20 protein-coding genes and 2 pseudogenes are annotated in these 23,607 nt (G+C 59.7%); 9 read left to right on the top strand and 13 right to left on the bottom strand.

The annotated features are described in order from the left end of the window. Window positions 1-9: 9 nt before the first annotated feature. The 6 genes from AB8B31_RS16365 to AB8B31_RS16340 form a co-directional block, all read right to left on the bottom strand. A complete protein-coding gene (locus tag AB8B31_RS16365) occupies window positions 10-1,119 on the bottom strand; it encodes an ABC transporter permease (protein ID WP_018243238.1) in 1,110 nt (369 codons plus the stop codon). A gap of 1 nt (window position 1,120) precedes the next feature. Next, window positions 1,121-2,248 carry an ABC transporter permease gene (locus AB8B31_RS16360; RefSeq protein ID WP_018243237.1) on the bottom strand — a complete coding sequence of 376 codons (1,128 nt, stop codon included), beginning with the start codon at window positions 2,246-2,248 and terminating at the stop codon, window positions 1,121-1,123. Then, window positions 2,245-3,990, bottom strand: a complete 1,746-nt coding sequence (locus tag AB8B31_RS16355) for an ATP-binding cassette domain-containing protein (protein WP_018243236.1) — start codon at window positions 3,988-3,990, stop codon at window positions 2,245-2,247. Before AB8B31_RS16355 ends, AB8B31_RS16360 begins: the two co-directional genes overlap by 4 nt. Then, entirely contained in the window at window positions 3,987-5,000 is a 1,014-nt protein-coding gene (gene hlyD / locus AB8B31_RS16350) for a secretion protein HlyD (protein WP_018243235.1), read from the bottom strand. The genes AB8B31_RS16355 and hlyD overlap by 4 nt, the downstream gene beginning before the upstream one ends. Further along, on the bottom strand, window positions 4,997-5,698 hold the full coding sequence (locus AB8B31_RS16345; RefSeq protein ID WP_018243234.1) for a CerR family C-terminal domain-containing protein: 702 nt from the start codon (window positions 5,696-5,698) through the stop codon (window positions 4,997-4,999). Before AB8B31_RS16345 ends, hlyD begins: the two co-directional genes overlap by 4 nt. Window positions 5,699-5,856: 158 nt before the next feature. Next, on the bottom strand, window positions 5,857-7,947 hold the full coding sequence (locus AB8B31_RS16340) for a phospholipase D-like domain-containing protein (RefSeq protein WP_131605017.1): 2,091 nt from the start codon (window positions 7,945-7,947) through the stop codon (window positions 5,857-5,859). A 523-nt stretch (window positions 7,948-8,470) separates the two neighbouring features. Here AB8B31_RS16340 and AB8B31_RS16335 point away from each other — a divergent pair. Beyond that, window positions 8,471-8,623 (top strand): hypothetical protein, encoded by a 153-nt coding sequence (locus AB8B31_RS16335; RefSeq protein WP_018243232.1) that lies wholly within the window; start codon window positions 8,471-8,473, stop codon window positions 8,621-8,623. A 193-nt stretch (window positions 8,624-8,816) separates the two neighbouring features. After that, window positions 8,817-9,203 carry a hypothetical protein gene (locus AB8B31_RS16330; protein ID WP_130652911.1) on the top strand — a complete coding sequence of 129 codons (387 nt, stop codon included), beginning with the start codon at window positions 8,817-8,819 and terminating at the stop codon, window positions 9,201-9,203. 146 nt (window positions 9,204-9,349) lie between these two features. Here AB8B31_RS16330 and AB8B31_RS16325 read toward each other — a convergent pair whose 3' ends face one another. Continuing rightward, window positions 9,350-10,366, bottom strand: coding sequence for an NAD-dependent epimerase/dehydratase family protein (locus AB8B31_RS16325; RefSeq protein WP_130652910.1), 1,017 nt, complete (start codon window positions 10,364-10,366; stop codon window positions 9,350-9,352). Window positions 10,367-10,647: 281 nt separating this feature from the next. Here AB8B31_RS16325 and AB8B31_RS16320 point away from each other — a divergent pair, with 281 nt between their 5' ends. After that, complete coding sequence (locus AB8B31_RS16320) at window positions 10,648-11,604, top strand: endonuclease/exonuclease/phosphatase family protein (protein WP_130652909.1); 957 nt, start codon at window positions 10,648-10,650, stop codon at window positions 11,602-11,604. 37 nt (window positions 11,605-11,641) lie between these two features. On the opposite strand, the gene AB8B31_RS16315 is transcribed toward AB8B31_RS16320, so the two are convergent. The 3 genes and pseudogenes from AB8B31_RS16315 to AB8B31_RS16305 form a co-directional block, all read right to left on the bottom strand. Continuing rightward, window positions 11,642-11,947: a hypothetical protein gene (locus tag AB8B31_RS16315; protein WP_026188498.1), complete on the bottom strand. Its 306-nt coding sequence runs from the start codon at window positions 11,945-11,947 to the stop codon at window positions 11,642-11,644. A gap of 119 nt (window positions 11,948-12,066) precedes the next feature. Next, on the bottom strand, window positions 12,067-13,494 hold the full coding sequence (locus tag AB8B31_RS16310) for a mannose-1-phosphate guanylyltransferase/mannose-6-phosphate isomerase (protein WP_182565951.1): 1,428 nt from the start codon (window positions 13,492-13,494) through the stop codon (window positions 12,067-12,069). A gap of 42 nt (window positions 13,495-13,536) precedes the next feature. Continuing rightward, window positions 13,537-14,958, bottom strand: a pseudogene (locus tag AB8B31_RS16305) (phosphomannomutase); the annotation flags it as partial. A 239-nt stretch (window positions 14,959-15,197) separates the two neighbouring features. On the opposite strand from AB8B31_RS16305, the gene ung reads away from it, so the two are divergent. The 3 genes from ung (at window position 15,198) to AB8B31_RS16290 (ending at window position 17,689) form a co-directional block, all read left to right on the top strand. After that, on the top strand, window positions 15,198-15,899 hold the full coding sequence (gene ung, locus AB8B31_RS16300) for a uracil-DNA glycosylase (protein WP_018243227.1): 702 nt from the start codon (window positions 15,198-15,200) through the stop codon (window positions 15,897-15,899). Window positions 15,900-16,139: 240 nt separating this feature from the next. Then, window positions 16,140-17,072 (top strand): VOC family protein, encoded by a 933-nt coding sequence (locus AB8B31_RS16295; RefSeq protein ID WP_105007104.1) that lies wholly within the window; start codon window positions 16,140-16,142, stop codon window positions 17,070-17,072. Between the two features lie 11 nt (window positions 17,073-17,083). Beyond that, window positions 17,084-17,689 carry an alpha/beta hydrolase gene (locus AB8B31_RS16290; RefSeq protein ID WP_018243225.1) on the top strand — a complete coding sequence of 202 codons (606 nt, stop codon included), beginning with the start codon at window positions 17,084-17,086 and terminating at the stop codon, window positions 17,687-17,689. A 101-nt stretch (window positions 17,690-17,790) separates the two neighbouring features. On the opposite strand, the gene AB8B31_RS16285 is transcribed toward AB8B31_RS16290, so the two are convergent. Further along, a complete protein-coding gene (locus AB8B31_RS16285; protein ID WP_012758625.1) occupies window positions 17,791-18,033 on the bottom strand; it encodes a KTSC domain-containing protein in 243 nt (80 codons plus the stop codon). A gap of 402 nt (window positions 18,034-18,435) precedes the next feature. Here AB8B31_RS16285 and AB8B31_RS16280 point away from each other — a divergent pair. After that, window positions 18,436-18,735: pseudogene (locus AB8B31_RS16280) on the top strand (TolC family protein); the annotation flags it as partial. After that, window positions 18,736-19,527 carry a metallophosphoesterase family protein gene (locus AB8B31_RS16275; RefSeq protein WP_018243224.1) on the top strand — a complete coding sequence of 264 codons (792 nt, stop codon included), beginning with the start codon at window positions 18,736-18,738 and terminating at the stop codon, window positions 19,525-19,527. 164 nt (window positions 19,528-19,691) lie between these two features. Here the strand turns inward: AB8B31_RS16275 and AB8B31_RS16270 are convergent, their stop codons facing one another. Together AB8B31_RS16270 and AB8B31_RS16265 are read right to left on the bottom strand one after the other, a co-directional pair. Then, window positions 19,692-21,020 (bottom strand): UDP-glucose dehydrogenase family protein, encoded by a 1,329-nt coding sequence (locus tag AB8B31_RS16270; protein WP_113544224.1) that lies wholly within the window; start codon window positions 21,018-21,020, stop codon window positions 19,692-19,694. A gap of 268 nt (window positions 21,021-21,288) precedes the next feature. Beyond that, window positions 21,289-21,888: a transglutaminase-like cysteine peptidase gene (locus tag AB8B31_RS16265; protein WP_018446822.1), complete on the bottom strand. Its 600-nt coding sequence runs from the start codon at window positions 21,886-21,888 to the stop codon at window positions 21,289-21,291. Window positions 21,889-22,197: 309 nt separating this feature from the next. Between AB8B31_RS16265 and AB8B31_RS16260 the strand changes: the two genes are divergently transcribed. After that, window positions 22,198-23,601 (top strand): O-antigen ligase family protein, encoded by a 1,404-nt coding sequence (locus tag AB8B31_RS16260; RefSeq protein ID WP_130652906.1) that lies wholly within the window; start codon window positions 22,198-22,200, stop codon window positions 23,599-23,601. Window positions 23,602-23,607: the final 6 nt, after the last annotated feature.

Here is a 23,607-nt window from a genome sequence, read left to right as displayed (position 1 = left end):
TGGGAGGCGTTATTCCAGCCGCCGGCGGAAGAGCCAGGCGGCGGCGCTGAGCGTAACGGTGGCGATCAGCGCCAGCGGGATCGTCTGGTTCACCACCTCGCTCAGCGGAATATCCTTGAGGAAGACGCCTTTGACGATCACCAGGAAATAGCGCAGCGGGTTGATCAGGGTCACCGGCTGCAACCACCCCGGCATGTTCTCGATCGGCGTCGCAAAGCCTGAGAGCAGCATGGCCGGAACCATGAAAAGGAAGGCGCCGAGGATCGCCTGCTGCTGCGTCATCGACAGTGCCGAGATGAAGAGGCCAAGGCCGGCGACCGAGCCGAGATAGAAGATCGCGCTGCCGTAAAGCAGGAAGAGCGAGCCGCGCAGCGGCACTTCGAAGAGGAAGACTGCGGCCAGGATATAGACGGTGATGTGGAAGAGGCCGATCATCATCGGCGGGATCAGCTTGCCGATCAGGATCTCGTGGATGCGCAGCGGCGAGACCATCAGCTGGTCGAAGGTGCCGAGTTCGCGTTCGCGGGCGATCGACAGCGCGGTGACGATCAGGCCGATCAGCAGCGCGATGCTGGCGATCAGGTTCGGCACCATGAACCATTGGTAGGTGAGGTTCGGATTGAACCAGTTGCGCGGCACGGTCGACACGATATCGGCGCCGGCGCGTTTGCCGGCCGGGGTCTCGGCAGCGAGCGCTGCACCGATCTGCGAGAGATAGCCCGCGACGATCTGCGAGGCGTTGGAGCGGCGGCCATCAAGCACCATCTGCAGGTCGGCCGGCGCTCCCGCCTCGATATTGCGCGAAAAGTCAGGGCCGATCTCGACGGCGGCAATGGCCGTCTGGTTGTCGATCGCCACGCGGACCTCCGCTTGGCTGGAGGCGATCTCGATCTTCCGGAAAGTCGGCGAGCCATCGATGCGCTCGATCAGTTCCTGGCCCCAGTGGCCGCTGTCGCGGTTGAGGATCAGGACGTCGACATTGCGGACCTCGAGCGTCGCCGCATAGGAGAAAACGAGAAGCTGGACGATCGGCGGGCCGATCAGGATGGCGCGGCCCTTGGGGTCGCGCAGGACGGCAAGCAATTCCTTGACGATCAGGGCGTAAAGCCTTGTCCACATCTCAGCCGATCCTTTTTCTGGTGCTGCGGGCGGCAAGCATGAACATGATGGCGCCGATCGTCAGCATGACCGATATCGCCTGCAGGAACATCGGCCAGATGTCGCCGGCGAGGAACACCGTCTGCAGGCTGGGGATCAGGTAACGCGCCGGCACGATGAAGGTGATCCACTGGATCACCACCGGCATGGAATTGATCTCGAAGAGGAAGCCAGACAGCAGAAAGGCCGGTAGAAAGGCGGTAATCAGCGCCAGCTGCGAGGCGAGGAACTGGTTCTTCGTTGCCGTCGAGATCAACAGGCCCTGGCCGAGCGCCGGGATCAGGAAGGCGGCCGACAATGCGTAAAGAGCAGCGACGGAGCCGCGGAACGGCACGCCGAAGAGGAAGACCGCAAGCAGCACGCAGAGCGTCATCGAGGTGAGGCCGAGCAGGAAATAGGGCAGGATCTTGCCTGCGAGCAGCTCGACCGCCGTCACCGGCGTCGCCATCATCGCCTCCATTGTGCCGCGCTCCCATTCGCGAGCGACGACGAGCGAGGTCAGGAGCGTGCCGACCAGCGTCATGACGATTGCGATCGAGCCCGGCACAAGGAAATTGCGGCTGGTCAGTTCGGGATTGAACCAGAAGCGTTGCTCGACCGAGATGGCAGGACTCTGCACGGCGACGTCCGCCTGCCTCTGCCGCTCCCAGTTGGCGACGGCGCCCTGGGCATAATTCTGCACGAAATTCGCGGTGTTCGGATCGGAGCCGTCGACGATCACCTGGATACCGGGGCGGTTGCCGGCGGTGTAGCGCGTGGTGAAGTCGGCCGGAATGACGACGATGCCGCGCACCTTGCCGAGCACGAGGTCTTCCTCGAACAGACGCCGGTCGCGTCCCATGGCGACATCAAAATAGCGCGAGGCCTGGAAACTGGCCGACAGATCCTGTGTCAGCGGCGTCATCTCCTCGGTCACGAGGCCGATGCGCGTGCGGGTGGTATCGAGCGAGACGCCGTAGCCGAAAAGAAAGAGCAGGATCAGCGGCAGCACGAAGGCGATGAGGATGCTGCTCGGATCGCGGATCGCCTGGAAGCTTTCCTTGCGCACCAGAGCTGAAAGACGCCGAAGCCTGCCGGAAGAGGCGCTCATGCGGCATCCTCCGCTTCCGATTGCTGGACGAGGGCGATGAAGGCATCCTCCATCGTCGGGTCCGGCTGCTCCTTGGTCGCGATCCGGGCCTTCAATTCATCGGGCGAGCCGAGCGCAATCGAGCGGCCGCGGTAGATCAGCGAGATGCGGTCGCAATATTCCGCCTCGTCCATGAAATGGGTGGTGACGAGCACGGTGACGCCCTTTTCGACCAGCGCATTGATATGCGTCCAGAATTCGCGCCGGGTAATCGGATCGACTCCGGAAGTCGGTTCGTCGAGGAAGAGGGCGCGCGGCTCGTGCATGACGGCGCAGGCTAGCGCCAACCGCTGCTTCAGGCCGAGTGGTAGGTCCTTGGCCGGTTGGCCGATATGGCGGCCGAAATCGAAGATGCCGGCCATGAGATCGATGCGCTCGCGCCGGTGTTTTCCGCGAAGCCCATAGACACCAGAGAAGAATTCGAGGTTCTGCATGACTGTGAGATCACCGTAGAGCGAGAACTTCTGCGCCATGTAGCCGAGCTGGTTGCGGGCTTCGGCGGCATCGCGGCGAAGATCGAAACCAGCAACACGGCCTTCGCCGCCGGTCGGCTTCAGCAGGCCACAGAGCATCTTGAAGGTGGTGGACTTGCCGGCGCCGTTCGGACCGAGCAGGCCGAAGATCTCGCCACGGCGGATATCGAAGCTGATGTCATCGGCAGCGGTGAAATCACCGAAGCGCTTGGTCAGTCCCTTGGCCTCGATCACCGGCCGATCGCCATCATCCTTCACTGGCTCCTGCGCCTCTGCCAGCCGCGAGCGGCCGCCGGGACCGCCGCCCAGCATGTCGATGAAGGCATCCTCGAAGCGCGGCGGGGCAGGGGCGAGCGTTGCGCCATCGCCCGCCTTGCCGATATCGGGCTTCTTGCCCTTCGCCGCGACGATGCGGATCGCCTCGCCCTGGATCACGCCGTCGATGACGCCATCGGCCTGCAGGAGTTCGGCGAGCACCTGCCGGCGGCGGCCGCTGACATCGGATACCCGGAAGACCCGGTCCTTGACGCGCTCGGTCATTTCCATCGGTTTTCCCGAAAAGAGCAGCTTGCCCTGGTTCAAAAGCAGCACGTGATCGCAGGCTTCCGCCTCATCCAGATAAGCGGTTGACCAGAGCACGCCGATGCCTTCCTTCGTCAGGTTCTCGACCATCTTCCAAAGGTCGCGGCGCGAGATCGGATCGACGCCGACGCCCGGCTCGTCGAGCAGCAGCAGGCGCGGCTTCTTCAGAAGCGCGCAGGCAAGGCCGAGCTTCTGCTTCATGCCGCCGGAGAGTTTTCCGGCCAGCCTGCCGGTGAAGCGTTTGAGGTCGGTGAAGGTGAGCAATTCGTCGAAGGCGCCTGCTCGTTCGCTCTTCGGCAGGCCGCGCAGATCGGCATAGAGATCGAGGTTTTCCTGCACCGAGAGGTCCTCATAGAGACCGAAGCGCTGCGGCATGTAGCCGATCGCCGCCTGGATGCCGGCAGCGTTTTTGCGCGTATCGAAGCCGAGAACCTCCATCGTTCCCACGTCGGGCAACATCAGACCGGTCATCAGGCGGATCAGCGTTGTCTTGCCGGCGCCATCAGGGCCGACGAGGCCGGTGATTGCGCCGCCGCCGATCGCGCCGGAGACGGCGTCAAGGGCGGCCGGCGCGGTGCCGAAGCGCTTGGTGACGCCGTCGATCCGGACGAGCGGCTTGTCGTCCCGGCCGGTCTCGGCGGCGCTCATTGTCCGCCCGCTGTCGGCGTGGGAAAGCGAACGGTGACCGGCATGCCTTGGCGCAGATCCGGGCCGGGCTTGTCGATGACGATCCTCAGGCGATAGACGAGGTCGGTCCGGAGCTCCGGCGTCTCCACCGATTTCGGGGTGAACTCGGCGACCGGCGAGATGAAGCCGATCGTGCCTTCATAGGGCTTGTCGGGCGACGTATCGGAGGCGACAGAAACCTTCATGCCGGGATGGATGCGGCCGAGATCAGGCTCGGCGACATAGCTGCGCACCCAGACAGGTTCGGTCAGAGATAACACGAAGACCGTGTCCGCCGGCGAAACGATCGCGCCATTTTCCCGCACGCGCGAGAGGATGACGCCGTCGTTCGGGGCGCGCAGCTCGGTATCATCGAGCGAAGTGCGGGCGGAGGCGAGTGTTGCCTGAGCCGCCTTCAACTGGGCGTCGGCGGAGGCGATATCCTCAACACGGGAGCCTTCCAGCAGCAGTTTCAGTGCTTCGTTGGCGGAATCGGAGCGTGCGGCGGCCATCGCCCTTGCGGCAGTCGCCTGGTCGAGGCTCGCCTCAGAGATTGTGCCCTGCGGGCGCAACTGGCGGGCGCGGTCATAGGCGAGGTTGGCATTGCGGAGATCGGCGAGACTTTCGTCATAGGCGGCGCGCGCTTGGGCGATCTCGGTCGGCCGCGGACCGGCCTTCAGCTTGTCGAGCGTCGCCTGAAGGGCTGCGGCATTGGCCTCGCCCGAGCGGACCGCGAATTCATAAGGAGCTGCATCGAGCTTTGCGAGAACGTCTCCGCTCTTGATGACGTCGCCTTCGTCGGCGTGGAGTTCGGCGAGGCGGCCGCTGACACGGAAGCCGAGCGAGACCTGACGGATATCGACATTGCCGTAAAGGACGAATTCGCGGCTGGCCTCTGGCAACCAGCCGAGCTTTTGGGGCAGGGCGTACCACCAGGCGGCGGCCCCTGCCGCAACGAGAAGAAGGATGGCGATGGGAAGGATGCGTTTCATGCTGCACTTCCATTCAGCGGGCCGATGGCATCGACCAGCTCTGCGGCCAGGCCGCGCACGGTTTCCACCTGTTCGGGGCCGACGCCATCCCACTCCATCTGGGCGAGCACGGCTGCATGGGCAACGCGAAAGACGAGGATGCTGCCGAGAAGGGTGAAGGTGCGCAGGCGCACATGTTCCGAGGCGGGATCCTCATGAAGGATGGCGCCGATCAGCCGCCGGCCCATCTCAATCATCGGCCGCATGAGGCCCTGATAGACCCGTGTGAAGGCTTCCGTCGGTTCCATCTGCTCGCGGATCAGGAAGCGCGCCCAGGATTCGGATTCCCTGCCGACAAACAGCGTCACCATGGTCTGCAAAATCTCGGTCAGGAAATGGCGGGCCTCAGCTTCACCAAGCGGTTTGCCTGCAGCATCGAGCGCCAACAGATGCGCGCCGACGCGCGCCCTCATGTCACCGACATGCGTATTGATCCGCATCATCAGATATTCGGCCGTGGCGATGTAGAGGCCTTCCTTGCTGCCGAAGTAATAGGGGATGGCCTGCAGGTTGACGCCGGCCGCTTCCGTGAGCTGGCGCGTCGAGGCGCCGTCGAAGCCATAGCGGCCGAAGACGTCGAGGGCAGCGGACAGCATCTTCTGGCGTGCGATCTCTGCACGGGCGGAGGCCGGTGGCTGGTTGTCGTGTTCTTGGGTCATGACAATTTTATAGCATTGGCAGGGAAATAAGTCAATCGATTGATATATTTTAGGCGGCGCTATCACTCTTGCCTTCGCTGATGCGAAGGCAAGAACCAGAAGAAGGCATCCGCTATCCGGATGTCTTCAATTCGATGGACGCAATGCTTGGGTGGCGATCAGAGGCCTAGGAAGTAATCCCGGCTCGACGGAGCCTTGGCAGGGGCAAACCAACGCCCCTGCCAGCTTGCCTTGGCGTTGAGGAAGCCACCCGATTCCGCCTTGGGCGGCCGGCCTGTGGCAATCAACGACTGGCGCAATTCCTCCTGCAGCTTGGCGCGCAGGACATAGTGGTCATAGACGTCGAGAATGTGGATCGCATAGGCGACGGCAAGCGACTGGTTGCCGCGGACGATCAGCAGGTTCTCGTCGTTCTGGTAGGAGGCCTTGTAACCCAAGTTGTGGCTGCCGGTGATGACAGTGCAATTGTCAGGATGGAGCGGGTCGATGACGACGATCTTGTCGTGGATGATCGCGTGGCCGGCGCTCAGCAATTCGGGACGAAGATCGCCGAACTGGGCGGAGATGGCCGCTGCGCGCACCATGACGACACGGCCGGTATCGCCGTCCGGCCACCAGATCGCCCGCTGCGGCAGGTCCCTGACCTCGCCACCCGGCTGATGGACATAGGTTGTGGGTTCACCGGGTTTTGCCGGCGGCAGTGCTGCCGGATTGCTGATCGCGCCCTGGACGAGCAGGTCCGGTCGCTTGACGGCAAGCTCCGCTGCCTGGCCGATGACGTTCTGTTCGCCGCGCACACCGGGATAGAAGGTGAGGAACAGGATGGCGCTGTCGGCATGCTCCATCAGCGAATAGACGCGGCTGAGATCGACGGGTGTCGGTGAAGTCTTGTTCTTGCTCGGCGCCTTGGTGTTGGGTGAAAACAGGATTTCGACGGTGGTCTTTCCGTCCTTCAGCGTCACCGGCCCGGTCGGCGCGGCATTCGCCAAGCGCAGGGCGGGGCCCTGCACGCCCTTGCTCGGGGCAAAGCCCTCGGCGGTCTCACCATGGTTGGAAACGGTCAGCGGAACGCCCACAGGTTGCGGATCGTCCCGCAGAAGCTTCCAATAGGCGAGGAAACGGGCGGCGACATTCTTGTCCTCGATCAGGATGACGTTGTTCGACTGGGTGCAGAGGCCGGTTTCGGTCCAGTTGGTGCTGCCGGTCATCACGGCTCGCGCGACGCCACCCTCGACATAGACGGCGAACTTGTTGTGGCCGATATGGCTGTTGTTGTTGAAGAGGCGATCCTGCATGCGCTCTGCCGCGGGAGCAGCGGCATGGAGGCCGATGCGTGCATCATGGTTGCCGGTGTCCCAGACGACCGGTTTCCTCGGCAGCGGGTCGCCCTTCTTGTTGAGATCGGTCGAGCCCGAGGTGGAAAGGATCACATGCGCCTTGCCGGCCTTGACCAGTGCCGTCAGCCGCTCGATCAGTTCGGGATCGTGCAGCTCGTAGAGCGCGAGATAGAGCTCGCCGTTGCCCGTCTCGGCGCGGTCAATCAGCATCGTCAGGAAGCTCAGCACATCGGCGGTCAGGAACAGGCGGATTGGATCGCCCTTTTTCGGGATGTGCGCCTTCAGCGTCTTCAGCAGGCCTTCGGTAATGCGCATCGCCGGGCCGGGGGCAATATTCTGCGGCTTGACGCCCTGGACCTTTTCCAGCTGGCGCAGCAGGTTCTGCGTCGAAAGGATGCCGTTGGTATAGGTCGCCTTGATGGCGCCGCCGCCCGGGAAATCATGGGTGACGTCGATGCTCTCGGTCTTGCAGGGTTCGTCCAGAAAAAAGAGCGGCCGTGGCGGCCCGACATAACGCGGCTTGCCGTTTTCGTCGCGATAGGGGGCGGTGTCGGAGGCAGGAACCGGTTTCCGGCCGGGGCCCGCAAGGCCGACCGGCGTAATTTCATAGTGAATCCTGAAATCGATCGGCCGAACGGTCGCCTCGTCGCGGGAGCGGCGCAGCGTCAGGTCGCGCCATTGATATTGCTGGATCGGCCAGACCGAACTGTCCTGCTCCAGCCAGTCTGGATTCGACTGGTCGGTAAAAGCGATCCAGGTCGGCAGGATGCGCCGGGCTCCGGCCTCCGGCCCGGTCTCGTGTACGCGGGTGATCATGAAGCCGAGGCAATCGGCAATCGGGCCGTCAGCCATCCAGGCGAGGTAGGCGACCTCGCCGTTGCACCATGCGCCTGCCTTGGTAATCCTTCCCATGCCTGCCTGCCTCCCGCCCGTTGTTTGCTCAGACCACGATTGCATCCGCCATGACGATGAAGATCGCATGCGCCTGCCATGCCACCGGTCGCCGGGGCAATTGGCTCTACAGGCATGCGCAGCCCCAGATCTCGAATGAACCAACTCTATCGTCGGTTGCGCCCATTTCAACACATATAAGCTAACGATACTAAAGTAACGTGACATCGCTCATGGCGGGACGCGTGCCTGATTGGGATCGAGATGCGCGGTTCAGCGTCTATCGGATCTGGCGATCTCAGCTGTTCCGGAAATAAGGCAAAGAGGCCCGTGGAGAACGGACCTCTCAGGGTTCTCGGGGTGGGAAGAGGAACCAAGCCTCGGGGTCGGCTGCTAACAGGTAGCGATACAATATCGCTAATTTTCACGACACTAATATGTCTGCTGCCTGCCGACTGCGAAATAAAAGAAGTGCCACTTTTTGTGATTCCTGTGGCTATGTTTTGACACAAAACTGCCTTGCTCTTTCCGTATCGCCGGTTCGATGCGTATTCAGATTTATATCATCGCGCTGCTGCTCAGCGCCATCATGTGGTCGATCTCGTTCGATGCGGCGCGAGAATCCTATCATGCCGCGCAAAGCGCAGGATTGATGCCGAACCTGCACCTCAACAAGAAGCTGGATCGCATTCTGTAGACTGCGATGCAGCGTCCAGGTCATCAACACGTTTTCTGATGTTGCGTTGTTGGCCTGCAGGCCGGCAGACATTTTTCCTTGTGCGTCCCGAGCCCTTCCGGACAGAAAGTCAAATTTCGTAAAATTTGACCGATCCGCTTAAAAGCCCTGAAAATACTGATGTGTAGAGTGGCCTCATGAAAGCGACAGAGGCGTGGACAGACGCATCGATCGTTTGGAGCCGGGCAAACCGAAAGCCCGCCGATCCGCAAACGGGGACTTCGACATGCACAGAACTCTTGCCGCCATCGCCTTGACTCTGACCATCGCCGCCGCTGCCGAGCCGGCCTTCGCCATCGGTCCGGCCAGCCTTGCCCGCGACCTGATGTACACCTCCGCCATCGGCCATTCACCCGAAGTTCCGTTGACGACACGCGCCGGTTTCGTGCGCCCGGGCGTTCCTTTCGTCCTGCGCGGCCCCGCGACCGTCGAGGGCGAGGGCTCCCGGCTCAAGACCTATTCGCAGAGCCTCACCGTTGTCGTCGGTTACGTGTTTTCGACGGCGGTCGAGGCCGTGCAGGCAGTTGCGTTTCTTCGCTGACACTTAGCCAGAACTTAGGCCGATCCGACCCAAGATCGTCCGCACCTAGAGCAATTTCAGCAAAAGTGCGCAGCGGTTTTGCGTCCGGAATTGCGTGAAAACAAAGAGATAGAGCATTTCCGTTACTCGAAGAAAGCGGAAATGCTCTAGGCGTCGAGCCCACCGCGCACGTCGAGATACCAGTCGACGAAGGCCTTGACGCCGACCTCCAAGGTCGTATCCGGCTTGTAGCCCGTCAGCGCGACGAGCAGATCGGGGGCGGCGAAGGTACGCGGCACATCACCCTTTTGCATCGCCAGCATCTTGCGGATGGCAGGACGGCCGAGCGCCTTTTCTACCGTTTCGACGAAATCCATCAGGCTGACCGGCTGGCCTCCGCCAATATTGACGACGCGAAAGGGCGCCTGGCGCGAAAGCGTTTCGACAGCCGCGTCGTCGAGACGGTTTTCCTCGCTCGGGCCGATTGCCGACAGTCTGACGATCGCTTCAATAAGATCGTCGATATAGGTGAAGTCACGGCTCATCTTGCCTTCGCCGTAGATCTCGATCGGTTGGCCTTCAAGCATGTTCTTGGTGAATTTGAACAGCGCCATGTCGGGCCGGCCCCACGGACCATACACGGTGAAGAAACGAAATGCCGTAGTTGGAATCTTGTGAAGATGGGCATAGCTATGCGCCATCAGCTCCATCGATTTCTTCGTCGCAGCATAGATGGTCAGCGGCTCGTCGGCGCGATCGGTCTCGCGAAAGGGGACGGTCGCATTGGCGCCATAGATCGATGATGTCGAGGCCAGCATCAGATGGCGGATTTCGACGCGCCGCGCGATTTCCATGATGTTCCACGAGCCTTCGACGTTCGAACGAAGATAGGCCTCTGGATTTTCCAGGCTGTAGCGCACGCCGGCCTGTGCGGCGAGGTGGATCAGAATGTCGGGCTTGGCTTCCAGAACGGCCGCTTCCAGGGCTGGGCGGTCCTCGAGCATCGCGATGACGGGTTTGAAGGTCGGAAACTGGGAGAGTGCCGCATGGCGCATCTCCTTGAGCTTGACGTTGTAATAGGGAGTGAGGCCATCGAAGCCTGTGACGTCATGCCCTTCTTGCAGCAGGCGCCTGGCCAGATGAAAACCGATAAAGCCGGCAGTCCCTGTAATGAAGTAGCGCATTCCCACCTTTTCTCGGCTCCCTGCCGGCGGCAAAGAGCCGATTCCGTATCAAGTGACCCCACTTACAAGATAAGAAGAGGCCGAGTCGATAGGTCTTTGAAAGAGAAGGTCACAGCGCTGTCTCTACTGTCGGCGGCCTGTCCGCCGCTGCCTTGCCGGATGAGGGCGAGACCATCGATATCGTCTGCCGATCAGCCGCGGCTCTCGGCCGCTATGCTGCATTGCAACATGATTGCTTGCATGTTATGGCCGGCCGGTCGTCTGCAAGCAGGTCAGGATCGATGAGAGATATAATTTATTGGATTCTCTGCGCGTTTCTGACCGTTGCCATCGCGATCGTGTCGTTACGCTATGTCACGAACTTCTGGCTTCTGTCCTTCGTCTACAGCTTTCAGGTTCACCTCGGCGTCGTGTTCGTCGCCGCGAGTCTCGTCGTTCTGGGCATCAAAAGGCAGATTTACGGCTTTATCCTTCTGCTTGCCGCGCTTTTTCTCGTCGTTCACGGCGCCATCATGCTGGGCGAGTTCTCGCAGGACGACAGAGCGATGAACAAGCCGCCGCTTTTTCGTCTGATGTCGTTCAACATCGCGATCGATAACTGGATAAACTCGACTGAAATCACCGACATGGTGATCGCGTCGAATGCCGATGTCGTCAATCTGCTCGAAGCCAAGCCGCTGACGTTCCACCTGCAGCAATTGTTCAAGGCCTATCCCTACCATATCGGTTGCGATGCCGGGAAGGATACATGCGATACGCTGGTGCTCTCCAAACGCCCGTTCGTCAGCCGGCAGGTCGCAAGTATGGGCAGTCTGCGAAAAAACAGGCTTGTTATAGCAAGCGTCGACTTCGGCGGCGAGACTATCAATCTGGTTTCAGCGCACCTGACCAAACCATATTTCGACGATTTTCAGATGGCTGAATTGGAAGATCTCGCCAAAGCGCTCGGCTCGATCGACGGCCCTCTGGTGCTGTCAGGTGATTTCAACTCCTCGGCGATCGCCCCGAGCATCCAAGCTTTCCTGCGTGAGCAGAAGCTGAAAACGATCACGCCAGAACCGGCAACATGGCCGATCGGCGGCGGCGCGCTCGGGATCGCCATCGACCACATATTTGCGCGCGCGCCGCTTCATCTGACATCGCTGAAACGTCTCAATGATAATCTCGGCTCGAACCATTCGGGCCTGGTCGCCGACTTTGTTCTCGACAAGGACGGCGAAACTTCACCGGCAAAATGACTTTGCCTGGGCAAGGAAATCTTGCCGAGCCTACAAATCAGAATCTGGTTCGGCCGCCTTTTTTGTCGATCATCTGAAACGTCTTGCCGTCGGTCTTCACGTTGACGCAATCGGTCTTCTTGCTCGGGAACAGGACGCATACTTGGCCATTGGTTATCTTGTAGCCATTCTTATTGCCGTCGCGATATTCGTAGCCGTTCTTGCCTTCTTTCAATTCGGACGTACCGGGCAGGTGCTGGCGAATTTCCGACTCGCTTGCGGTTCGCATGCTTGCCGTTTCGGCAAACGCCATTCCCGGCACCATGATTGCAAGAAATCCGGCGAGGACGGGCAAGGTACGCATCAGGGGGATATCTCCGGTCATGTCTGTCGGTACATCCATTCTACGAGAACCCCAAGAGGAAATTCAACAGTGAGGATGGTTGCGCCGGAAAAGGCCCGACCATCGCTCCGGCTGCGATTTTACGTTCTTCCAAACTCATCGACGATGCGGATGATGTCGTCCTCGCCGAGATAGGAGCCCGTCTGAACCTCGATGAGCTCGAGAAGAATCTTGCCGGGGTTGGCGAGGCGGTGGACTTCGCCGAGCGGAATATAGACGCTCTCGTTCTCGCGCAGCATCCGGACGGTCTCGCCGACCGTCACCTCAGCCGTTCCCTTGACGACGATCCAGTGTTCGGAGCGATGGTGGTGTTTTTGCAGCGATAGCTTCTTGCCCGGGGTGACGAAGATGCGCTTCACCTGGAAACGATCGCCGTTGAAGATGGAGGTATAGCCGCCCCAGGGGCGATAGGATGTCGGATGGGTTTCGGCGAATTTCGCCGTGGCGGACCTAGAGGCCAGCATCTTGACCAATTGTCCGACATTCTGGCTGTCTTTGAGCGGTCCGACATAGACGGCGTCTTCGCTGGCGATGACGGCGACATCATCCATGCCCTGGACGGCAAGATGCACGCCATGGGTCATGACGAGCGAGTTGCGGGTATTGACGACGGTGGTGTTGGCGGCGGCGACGTTGCCGTTTTCGTCGCGTGCGCCTGATTTCCAGACGGCATCCCAGCTACCCATGTCCGACCATTTGAACGGCGAGGGGACGATGGCGGCCTTGGACGTTTTTTCCATGATCGCATAGTCGATGGAGATATCGGGGCTCTTGGCGAAATGGTCGGCGTCGAGGCGGGTGAAATCGAGGTCGCGGCTTGCTTTCGAAACGGCCTTGCTGGCCGCCTTCAGCACATCGGGCGCATATTCCTGCAGTTCGGCGATGAGTTCCGGCACCGGGAACATGAAGATGCCTGAGTTCCAGTAGAAGCCGCCGTCGGCGAGCATCTGCTCGGCCTTCTCAAATGCCGGCTTTTCGACAAACCGCTTGACCTTGTGTGCACCGTTTTCGAGGGCATCGCCGATCTCAATATAGCCGTAACCCGTCGCCGGCTCCGTCGGGGTGATGCCGAAGGTTACGAGTTTGCCGTCGGCAGCGGCATCGCGGGCGATGCGGATGCAATCGAAATAGCTCTTGTCGGCAAGGATCTCGTGATCCGAGGCGAGCATCTGGATGATGGTGTGCTTGCCGAACAGGTCGGCGGCAAGCGTTGCGGCCGCGGCCACCGCTGCGGCTGTGTTACGGGCGACTGGTTCGAGCAGGATCGCTGCGAGCGGGATGGCGCGCTCGCGAGCTTGTTCGGCGACCAGGAAGCGGAATTCCTCATTGGTGACGACGATCGGGGCTTCATAGAGTTCGGGATCGGAAACGCGTTCGAGAGTTTCCTGAAACAACGTCTTGTCGCCGACAAATTGGATGAATTGTTTCGGTGCGGTGGCACGGGAAAGCGGCCAGAGCCGCGTGCCTTTGCCGCCGGCCATAATCACGGGAATGATTTTCTGCGTCATAGGCGGGTTCCTTGAAATAAACGGCTTGTTCGTCGCATGTTGCCGGGCGCCTGCCCAGTCTCTTATTCGATTGAGCCCGGTATTCAGCAGGTCCCGGGCTGCAGCTTCGCTGCCGGCCTCCGTGTAGCAGCGCATTTCCGGCGCATTGCCCGACGGGCGGAAATGAATGATCCGGCCATCCCTTAGCGTCACGCGAAGTCCGTCGATGTCGGATTTTGTCGCTACCTCGCCGATCGGCTGCAGGAAAGCCGAGAGATTTTCTTCCGAAGCGCGCAGATGCGCCATCAGCGCGGCACTCGCCTCCAGCGGAAAATTCTCCAGGCGATCGGCCGCGGCAAAGGGCAGGTGATAGGACGCGGCAACGGCAGAAAGCGGCTGCCTGCGAATGGCAGCGAGCGAGAGGATCGCGAGCATCGGGATAAAACAATCGCGCGTCGGCAGGGCTCGCACGGCTCTGTCGTTGATGTCGAATGGGGTTGCAGTCAGCAGCCCGCCATTGGCTTCAAAGCCCATGACATGATCTTCGCCGGCCGCTACGGCCTCTTCCATGCCAGCGATGACGAAGGGCGAGCCGACGCGGGTGCGCCTGACGGCGAAAGAGCCCGCGGCCTCGATGCCCGAATTGGAGGTAACCGGTGTCACCACCGTGCCGGCGCCGAGGAAATTGGCTGCCACAAGACCGAGTAGGTCACCGCGCAGCGGTGTGCCGGTTTCGTCTGCGACCAGCGGGCGGTCGCCGTCGCCATCAGTCGAGACGATCGCATCGAACCTGTGCTCGGACACCCAGCGCTTCATCAGCGTGATCGTCTCGTCGGAAACGGCTTCGGTGTCGACGGGAATGAAGCTCTCCGAACGTCCGAGAGCGGTGATCTCGGCGCCGTAATGGGCGAGAACGTCAACCAGCAGGTCGCGGGCGACGGTGCTGTGCTGGTAGACGCCGATCTTCAGGCCGGACAGCGCGCCTTGCGGAAGCAGGGCGGCATTGCGTTCGAAAAAGAGCTGCCGGCAAGCAGCCTCGTGGTCTTCCGTCACGGCCGGTGCTTGTACCACCGTTTCGCCGTTTCGTTCGATCTCGGCAGCCAATGCGGTAATCGCCGCCTCGTCCGATTTGTCAATCTCGCCATCCGGCCGATAGAACTTGATGCCGTTGCGGTCCGCCGGAATATGCGAGCCCGTGATCATCAGGCAGCCGGCGTTTCTTTCAAGGCCATAGAGGGCGAGTGCGGGTGTGGGTACATTGCCGCAGTCGAATATCCGGAAGCCGAGCGCAGCGAGTGCATCGGCGCAATTTCCCGAGATTTCAGGGCTAGAATCGCGAAAATCGAGGCCGATCAGAATGGCATCGCCAGCTTTGGCCCTGCCAGTTCCGATCAGATATTTGCCGAACGCTGTGGCATAAAGGGCGGAGGCATGTCCCTTTAGATCCACTGAAAGTCCGCGAAGGCCGCTCGTGCCGAATTTCATAGGAAGACATGACTCCGATTTCACAATCAAGGTTCTACTCAGGCCGCCTGCCGGCGTAAATACCGAAGCTATCATATAGTTAAACACGGACGACGGTGCCTCGGACAGCCTCTCGCAATCCTCGCTCACCGAATTCTCAAGGTGTGAACCTATTGCCGAGCCGGCAGGCATTGCAGCGTAGATCGATTTTGTTAGAACCGTGTGTCCGTTGTTTCGTCCTATGCGAAGGATTTTCCTAGATGAGCGATACATCCGTCAGTCTCGAGGAGAGCTGGAAGGCTGCGCTGGAGGGGGAGTTTTCAAGCCCCTACATGCAACAGCTCAAATCCTTCCTCATCGCGCAGAAGCAGGTCGGCAAGCGGATATTCCCCAAGGGCAGCGAATATTTCCGCGCTCTTGATCTGACGCCAATCTCCAACGTCAAGGCCGTCATCCTCGGCCAGGATCCCTATCATGGACTCGGGCAAGCCCATGGGCTGTGCTTCAGTGTCCGGCCGGGCGTGCGCATACCGCCCTCCCTCGTCAATATCTACAAGGAAATGGAGACGGATCTCGGCATAGCACCGGCACGTCACGGTTTTCTCGAACATTGGGCAAGACAGGGCGTGCTTCTGCTGAACAGCGTGCTGACCGTCGAGGAAGGGCAGGCGGCTGCCCATCAGGGCAAGGGGTGGGAACGCTTCACCGACGCCGTCATCCGCAAGGTCAACGATGAATGCGAATCCGTCGTCTTCATGCTCTGGGGCTCCTATGCTCAGCGCAAGGCCGCCTTCGTCGATACGACGCGCCATCTTGTGCTCAGGGCGCCGCATCCCTCGCCGCTTTCGGCCCATAACGGCTTTTTCGGCTGCGGGCATTTTTCGAAGGCGAATGCCTTCCTGCAATCGCGCGGGCGCGCGCCGATCGACTGGCAATTGCCGGCCAATCCCCATGATGCTTAAAGCGCGTCGCAATCGTTCAGATTCGCTCCTCGCGCTTTAGCTCTTTGTTTTTACGCATGTCGTTATCGCATAAACCGCTGCACAGTTTTGCGCGACATGCTTGAGATGTGAACGCGAGTCGGTGTTCGTTCACTAATAGAAGACAATGCGTTTTGGTCTGCGGGTCTGTTCTGTGGGCGCTTCAGCGCGCATCTTAGCCTCATCGAAAGCCCGCAACGGCGGGCATGAAAGGGGTTTCATATGCTCGATCAGATCAAGGGTCTGCACCACGTCACGTCGATGGCGGAGGACGCCCGCACCAACAACCAGTTTTTCACAAATGCGCTCGGCCTGCGCCGCGTCAAGAAGACGGTGAACTTCGACGCGCCTGATGTCTATCACCTCTATTATGGTGACGAGACCGGTGCACCCGGCACGGTCATGACCTATTTCCCGTTCCCGAAGATGGCGCAGGGTCGCCCCGGTACCGGCGAAGTCGGCACGACGGTGTTTTCCGTTCCACAGGGCTCGATCGGCTTCTGGAGCGATCGGTTTGCCACGCTTGGTGTCGGCGGCCTGAAGGCCGAGGAAAGTTTCGGCGAAAAGCGGCTGAACTTCTCCGGGCCTGATGGCGACGGCTTTGCGCTCGTCGAGGTCAAGGATGACGCCCGTCAGGCCTGGACACATGGCGGCATCAGCGAAGACCATGCCATTCGCGGCTTCCACTCCGTCGCCATGCGGCTGAGGGACGAGGGCGCCACGGCCGAACTCCTGAAGTTCATGGGCTATGAAGTTGCCGAGGAAAGGGACGGCGTCAAGCGGCTGATCATGCCCTCCGGCAATGGGGCGCATCGCATCGATCTCGAGACCATGCCGAACATTGCCCGCGCGCTTCCCGGCGCCGGCTCGGTCCACCATGTCGCCTTTGCCGTCGAAAACCGCGAGAAGCAGCTCGAAGTGCGCAAGGCGCTGATGGACACCGGCTATCAGGTCACGCCGGTGATCGACCGCGATTATTTCTGGGCGATCTATTTCCGCACGCCGGGCGGCGTGCTGTTCGAGGTCGCGACCAATGAACCCGGCTTCGACCGTGACGAGGATACGGCCCATCTCGGCGAAGCACTGAAATTGCCGCAGCAGCACGCCCATCTTCGCGCGCTGCTCGAACAGCACCTGCAGCCGCTCGAAGCATAGGGAGAGGCGATATGACCGAAACTGGATATGTGCACCGGCTGCATGCCGGCGCACCTGATAAACCCATCCTGCTGCTACTGCACGGCACCGGTGGCGACGAGAACCAGTTTTTCGACTTCGGTCGGCGCCTGCTGCCCGAAGCGACGATTCTCTCGCCGCGCGGCGACGTTTCTGAACATGGCGCGGCGCGGTTCTTCCGCCGCACCGGGGAGGGGGTCTACGACATGGCCGACCTTTCCCGGGCGACGGAGAAGATGGCGGCCTACGTCAAGGCATTCGCGGACGAGTACCAGGCTTCCGATATTCTCGGCCTGGGTTTTTCGAATGGCGCAAACATTCTTGCCAATGTGCTGATCGAGAAGGGTATCTTCGATGCCGCGGTTCTGATGCACCCGCTCATTCCGTTTCAACCCGAAGCCCAGTCGACGCTGGCGGGAAGAAAGGTGCTGATGACGGCCGGGCAGCGAGACCCGATCGCGCCTGTTTCCATGACCGAGGCGCTGTCCGAACACCTGAAAAACCGAGGGGCGGAGGTCAGAACGGTCTGGCATCCCGGCGGTCACGAGATTGCGCCGCTCGAGATCGATGCGGTTCGCGATTTCCTCGGCGGTTATTGACGCGTGCACCGCCGCTCGGCGGGAAAACGATTGCGGGACCGGAAATGCCGGTCCCGCATCTTTGCTGAAACAAGGATCCTATCATCGTGATCGATAGGACATTAGGGGCGAGGAGGATATTTGCCCCTGATTGCCTTCATGTAGAAATTTCCCGGTGATTCCGCCATCGTCAACCCGACGACGACGCCCTTGGGAACGCCTTCATATTCTCGCCTCTGACCGTTGGTCAGATAGACCCGTAGATGCCGGCTGTCTTCGTCGTAGGTGATCGCCTCGATAAGTTTCGAATCAACCGCAGTTTCCACTTTGCACCCCGCAGTTTTGGATCTGAGATTCCTGATCAAGAAATGTCATTCACACTCGCAACGCGCCATCATTATGCTGCGCCGCGGGGGCGTCAAGCATGATCTTCTTTAACGTTCATTTTTTCGTAATGGCTCTCGTTATAGTTGATTTTCACAGCTTTTCGGACGCCTTGCCTGTGGAAATCCGATACCTGCGGCTCCTCCATTTGGGGAATATTAGCCGATAATGTCGCGAGAAACGCAATAATCGCCGTTTTAACGCCGGATTAACCATTAAATAGCAAACTATAGCATAATATTAACCGCAGCACCCTCCCAAGTATGAATGAATACAAATTGCCGTTTCTCGCGACAGTCGCTTTACTATCGTTGGCGAGTTGCGTGAGCGGGCCTGACCACCTGGTGGTTCGGGCCCACCTGCCGATTTTCGATGGCGGACGGCTGCGCGCTCAGGTGAAGACCACGCAGGAGACTCTTGCGCTTTCAATCGGGAGCTACAAGGATGGACAATCATCCTTGCTTGATGTGCAGCGTTCGGTGGCGACCGGCCAGGCGAACTTGGCGCAAGCGGCGCAGCATATGGCGAAGAACTATGTCGCGCTCAATGTGGTGGTTCCGGTTACAACTTCGGTGGGGCCGCGATCAGGCCAACTTCTTATGAATACTGAGCCTCATGCCGTTGCAGCGATGGATAAGAGATGGATTATTTCAGACAACCCGCCATTCGGTCGGGTCTCATAAATGGGTTACATGTTTAACTATCTAGGGCCGTGGCGACAACAGATACCGATACTGGCTGGCAACCGCAAAGGACGCGCTCGGTTGACGTTTGCCGAAGGCGAATTCGCTGCGGTCTACGCGATGAGCGATGTTCACGGATGTTATAATGAGCTCGTCAAGGCGCAACGCCGCATCGAGGAGGATGCCGCGCGCATTCCGGGACCGAAACTCATCGTCATGCTCGGCGATTATGTCGATCGCGGGCCTGATTCGAGCGCGGTGCTGGAGTTCCTGAGCAAGACCCCGCCGCCGGGATTTCAACGTTTCGTCCTGTGCGGCAATCACGACGCGGAGCTGGTGAAGCTCTATCGCAAACCGGCGCGCATTCTCGAATGGCTCGGCTTTGCCGGACCGGAGACGCTGCACTCATACGGTATCGATATCGAGCATCTGCTGCAGTCGGCGGCTGGAAACGAAACAATTGCCCGCGTCATTCGCAACATGATACCCGAACGGCATATCCAATTCCTCGAATCGCTGCCGATCATGCTGCGGATAGGAAGGGTCCTCTTTGTTCATGCGGGCATCAAGCCGGGCATCGACCTCAAAAAGCAGAAAGACAGCGACCTCATGTGGATCCGTCAGCCCTTCCTGGATGAAGGACCGCAGCTTCCTGTCCTCGTGATCCACGGGCATACCCCGGCGCGAACACCGACATTCGGGCCGCAACGCATCGGTATCGACACTGCGGTTTCGGCGACGGGCCGGCTGACCGTGCTGACGATAAAGGGAACACGGGTCGGGATCCTCTAGCGATCCTGCTTCCCAAAAATCGGAATCGATTTTCGGGGGCAGGATGCGAGGATTGAAAGAGTTAGAGCGTCCTTTGCGCGTCTGAAAGATGACGGTGCTGTAAAACCAAACGCCGCGGATTGTGTTCCGCGGCGTCAGGAAGATCAGATGTTCAGCAGGCTATTTCAGGTGTTGGTCACATCGTGATAGAGATTGGTGCCGATGCCAGTATAGGTAAACCCGTACTTGCGGACCTCGTCGCTGCGGTAGATATTGCGCAGATCGACCAGGATCGGAGCGCGCATCGACTGCTTCAGGCGGTTGAAATCGAGCGCGCGGAACTGGTTCCATTCGGTGACGATGACAAGCGCATCCGCACCAGCGGCTGCTTCGTAGGGTCCGCTTGCATATTCGATGTTCTCGATCACCTTGCGGGCGTTTTCCATGCCCTCGGGGTCGTAGCCGACCACTTGCGCGCCGTTGTCCTGCAGGGTCTGGATGACCGCGATTGCCGGGCTGTCGCGCATGTCATCGGTGTTCGGCTTGAAGGTCAGCCCGAGGATTGCGATCTTCTTGCCGCGAATGTCTCCGCCGACGGCCGAAATGACTTTGCGTCCCATCGCCCGCTTGCGGTTGTCATTGATCGAGATCGTCGTCTCGATGAGACGCATCGGCGCATCGTAATCCTGCGCCGTCTTGGCAAGAGCTAGCGTATCTTTGGGGAAGCACGAGCCGCCGTAACCCGGCCCGGCATGCAGGAACTTGGAGCCGATACGGCCATCGAGACCGATGCCGCGCGAAACGTCCTGAACGTTTGCGTCGACCCGTTCGCAGAGATCGGCGATCTCGTTGATGAAGGTGATCTTCATCGCGAGGAAAGCGTTGGCCGCATATTTGATCAGTTCCGAGGTGCGGCGGGTGGTGAAGACCAGGGGTGCCTGGTTGAGGTAAAGCGGGCGATAGACCTCGGTCATGGTTTCGCGTGCCCGGTCGTCGTTCAGCCCGACGACGATACGGTCAGGACGCTTGAAATCCTCGATGGCGGCGCCTTCGCGCAGGAATTCGGGATTGGAAACGACGGCGACATCCGCCGTGGGATTGGTTTCGCGCATGATGCGCTCGACTTCGTCTCCCGTGCCGACCGGTACCGTCGACTTGGTGACGATAACGGTGAAGCCTTCCACATAGGTGGCAATCTCGCGCGCAGCGGCGTAGACATAGGAGAGATCCGCGTGGCCGTCGCCGCGCCTGGAGGGCGTGCCGACGGCGATGAACACGACATCAGCGCTGCGGACACTTTCGCCGACATCCGTCGAAAATGACAGCCGGCCGGTGCTGGTGTTTTCAGCGACCAATTGCTCCAGACCCGGCTCGTAGATCGGAATGCGGCCTTCGCGAAGGGCTTCGATCTTACTCAGATCCTTGTCGACGCAGATGACGTCGTGGCCGAAATCCGCAAAGCAAACGCCTGAAACGAGGCCGACATAGCCTGATCCAATCATCGTGATGCGCATATTTCCCTCAAATCATTAGAGTAGAACGTCATGCTGCGTCGCAGCATGAGTTCGTCATAGTTAATCTGGACGAAAAGACAATACCGAAGATCGCCTGAAACCCACATCGGAAATCGAACTCCGGGCACCGCAGCTTGCCGCACGCTGCCCCGTCGATAGCCAAAACATAGGTTTGTGTGGGCGATATGACAAGTCGAGCGGCTCGTCAGAGCAGGCTCGACTTCAATCCGGAAACAGGATCAATCTGTCTATGTCGCTGCCTCGGCTGTTATAGCCGGTACCAGACATAGGGGTCTGTTCCCGATTGGATCTTGTCCCAGCGCAGATCGGTATCGCGCCAGTTCTTGATGCTGCTTTTCCTGTTGTCGAGGACGAGATCGCCCCTGTCGGTTCTGACGACGAGGACCGCATGTCCTTCACCGGAGGGCGTATATGCCGTCGCGATCCGCAACGCGCGCGACGACCAGCCCATCGCAATCAGCCGGCTGCGTTTGGTCAATGCGAAATCTTCGCAGTCGCCGCTGCGCACATTCACCTTCCAGACGTCGCCGTTCAGTTCGCTGCTGGAGTCGTTGCGTCCGATCATCGTCCGATTGACCGTGCTGTTCACATTTTTCAGCTGCAACATCTGCTCGTCGGTGAGCGCAACGACCGAGAGCCCATTGTTGTCACGGCATTCGGCCGGGTTCTGGGCGCAGAACAATACCTGGGCGAAGGGTGGGATGATCTTGCCTTTTTCGGAGATATAGCTGACCGCCGAACTACCGTTCAGGCCGCGGGCGAAACCTGCGGGACCGGCGGCAAATGCCGAGCAGGCATTGCCTGCTGTAAAGGCCAGCGCCAGAAGTGTAACGAATGTTTTCTTCATCTGTTAAATCCCCGTTCAGGGCAACCGATTGAGATCAGGCTTGCCTTTTTTCTCGGTCAATGGCATGGCGATCTGATGATCTGCCAAGTATTGGGCGCAGAATATCTGTCCCGTTTCTGCTGCTTGGAAGGAGCATAGCCGGGCCTTGTCTCGATTGGCTTAAACCTATCGCGACAATTTTAAACGATGTGGAATTCTGTTACACTTTAGCACGCAGGTGCTTGATGTTCAACTTATGTTTGTACGAGTAAATTAAACTCTTCGGTTGTAATTGCTTTGGTCGCTGCCTACTCTGGTAAATTAATTCACATGTTCTCCCACCTCATTAATAGGCGGGTCTTGCGAGAGGTTTTGCTTTTCGCCTTCATCGGCCTCGTTATATTGACGCTCATACCGTTCGGGAGTGTTACACCCCTGGCTTTCGCCTTCGCGGCGATCGGAATGTTTGCTCTCGCCATTATCTCGGGACTGCTGTTCGGAGAGCCGAGACAGAGCAGATGGGTGTTCGGCATCGCTCTGTTTCTATTGATCGTTTTGACAGGATGGACGTTTATTCAGACGATCGAACTGCCTTCGCGGTGGCTGGCAAATCCCGCTTGGGATGCCGCGCGTCACCTAGCGGGTGTCAATTACGCAGCGATCTCCGTCGAACCGGCCGACACGTTCGCGTCGATCCTCTGGGTCGCTCTGCCTTTCGTCACGTTCCTGACCGGGCTCCTCTTATGCGATACCGATCAGCGCGCGAGGAAAGTGCTTGCCGGCCTCGGGCTTTCGGCGGGCATCATCGCTACTTTCGGCCTGCTGCAGTTTTTGCTGTTTCCCAACATCCTGATCGTCGTCGAGAAACACGCCTACCTCGACAGCCTCACCGCGGTCTTCGTCAACCGTAATACCGCAGCGACCTTCCTCGGGCTTGGAACGCTGCTCATGCTAACCCTGGTCAGGGACGTTGCCCGTGCCTATTCGAACTATCCGCCCGGCGAGCCGGGCCGAAACGCGCTTCTCTTGAGATCGTGGATCTATATCCTGCTCTTATGCGCATGCTTCACCGCACTGATGCTGAGCCGCTCTCGCGCCGGGATATTTGCGACCTTTGTTGCCGCTCTCATCTATTTTCCATGGCTTGTCATCAATTGGAACGGCTCGAGGCGTCATTTGAGACCGGCGCCAAGATGGCGTTCGATGCTGAAGCTCCTCTCGGCGATTGCTTTCATCGTAGTGTTACTGACGATGTTTGCAGGCCAGGCGATTTTGCGCGCGCAAGAGCGGCGGCTCGAGGATGATGATCGTTTCTGCATCCTGCCGGGCATATGGCGCGCCATATCGGATCATTGGTGGACGGGGACGGGGCTCGGAACTTTTCGGACGGTATTTTCTGCCTACCGCGATCCGGCCTGCGGAATTTTCGGGATCTTCGACCGTGCGCACAATTTCTATCTCGAAGGATTTCTGGGCCTCGGAATAATGTTCCCGATTGCGGCGGTCCTTACCTTCTCGGTGCTTGCCAGGGTGTTCTGGCGCGGGTTCGCCCAAAGACGGCGTCTGAGGCCCTATGTCCTTCTTGGCCTGGCGGCGACGGTTTTGGTCGCCCTTCATGCGGCGGTCGATTTTTCGCTGCAGATACCGGGATTTGCGGTGTTTTACGCCGCCTTCCTCAGTGCGGTTGTCGCGATAAGTCTCGGGCGCAGCAACGGAGAGTTGGGCATGGCATAAGAGCAG

This window comes from Rhizobium sp. 62_C5_N11_2 (assembly GCF_051811185.1).
Taxonomy (GTDB): domain Bacteria; phylum Pseudomonadota; class Alphaproteobacteria; order Rhizobiales; family Rhizobiaceae; genus Rhizobium; species Rhizobium leguminosarum.
Note: the sequence above shows the minus strand (reverse complement) of the source record. Positions and strands in the feature narration are given on the sequence as shown.

Coding starts and splice junctions, on each gene's coding strand:
- AB8B31_RS16365 (WP_018243238.1), bottom strand. CDS start 1,119: ATGTGGACAAGGCTTTACGCCCTGATCGTCAAGGAATTGCTTGCCGTC.
- AB8B31_RS16360 (WP_018243237.1), bottom strand. CDS start 2,248: ATGAGCGCCTCTTCCGGCAGGCTTCGGCGTCTTTCAGCTCTGGTGCGC.
- AB8B31_RS16355 (WP_018243236.1), bottom strand. CDS start 3,990: ATGAGCGCCGCCGAGACCGGCCGGGACGACAAGCCGCTCGTCCGGATC.
- hlyD (WP_018243235.1), bottom strand. CDS start 5,000: ATGAAACGCATCCTTCCCATCGCCATCCTTCTTCTCGTTGCGGCAGGG.
- AB8B31_RS16345 (WP_018243234.1), bottom strand. CDS start 5,698: ATGACCCAAGAACACGACAACCAGCCACCGGCCTCCGCCCGTGCAGAG.
- AB8B31_RS16340 (WP_131605017.1), bottom strand. CDS start 7,947: ATGGGAAGGATTACCAAGGCAGGCGCATGGTGCAACGGCGAGGTCGCC.
- AB8B31_RS16335 (WP_018243232.1), top strand. CDS start 8,471: ATGCGTATTCAGATTTATATCATCGCGCTGCTGCTCAGCGCCATCATG.
- AB8B31_RS16325 (WP_130652910.1), bottom strand. CDS start 10,366: ATGCGCTACTTCATTACAGGGACTGCCGGCTTTATCGGTTTTCATCTG.
- AB8B31_RS16320 (WP_130652909.1), top strand. CDS start 10,648: ATGAGAGATATAATTTATTGGATTCTCTGCGCGTTTCTGACCGTTGCC.
- AB8B31_RS16315 (WP_026188498.1), bottom strand. CDS start 11,947: ATGCGTACCTTGCCCGTCCTCGCCGGATTTCTTGCAATCATGGTGCCG.
- AB8B31_RS16310 (WP_182565951.1), bottom strand. CDS start 13,494: ATGACGCAGAAAATCATTCCCGTGATTATGGCCGGCGGCAAAGGCACG.
- ung (WP_018243227.1), top strand. CDS start 15,198: ATGAGCGATACATCCGTCAGTCTCGAGGAGAGCTGGAAGGCTGCGCTG.
- AB8B31_RS16295 (WP_105007104.1), top strand. CDS start 16,140: ATGCTCGATCAGATCAAGGGTCTGCACCACGTCACGTCGATGGCGGAG.
- AB8B31_RS16290 (WP_018243225.1), top strand. CDS start 17,084: ATGACCGAAACTGGATATGTGCACCGGCTGCATGCCGGCGCACCTGAT.
- AB8B31_RS16275 (WP_018243224.1), top strand. CDS start 18,736: ATGGGTTACATGTTTAACTATCTAGGGCCGTGGCGACAACAGATACCG.
- AB8B31_RS16270 (WP_113544224.1), bottom strand. CDS start 21,020: ATGCGCATCACGATGATTGGATCAGGCTATGTCGGCCTCGTTTCAGGC.
- AB8B31_RS16265 (WP_018446822.1), bottom strand. CDS start 21,888: ATGAAGAAAACATTCGTTACACTTCTGGCGCTGGCCTTTACAGCAGGC.
- AB8B31_RS16260 (WP_130652906.1), top strand. CDS start 22,198: ATGTTCTCCCACCTCATTAATAGGCGGGTCTTGCGAGAGGTTTTGCTT.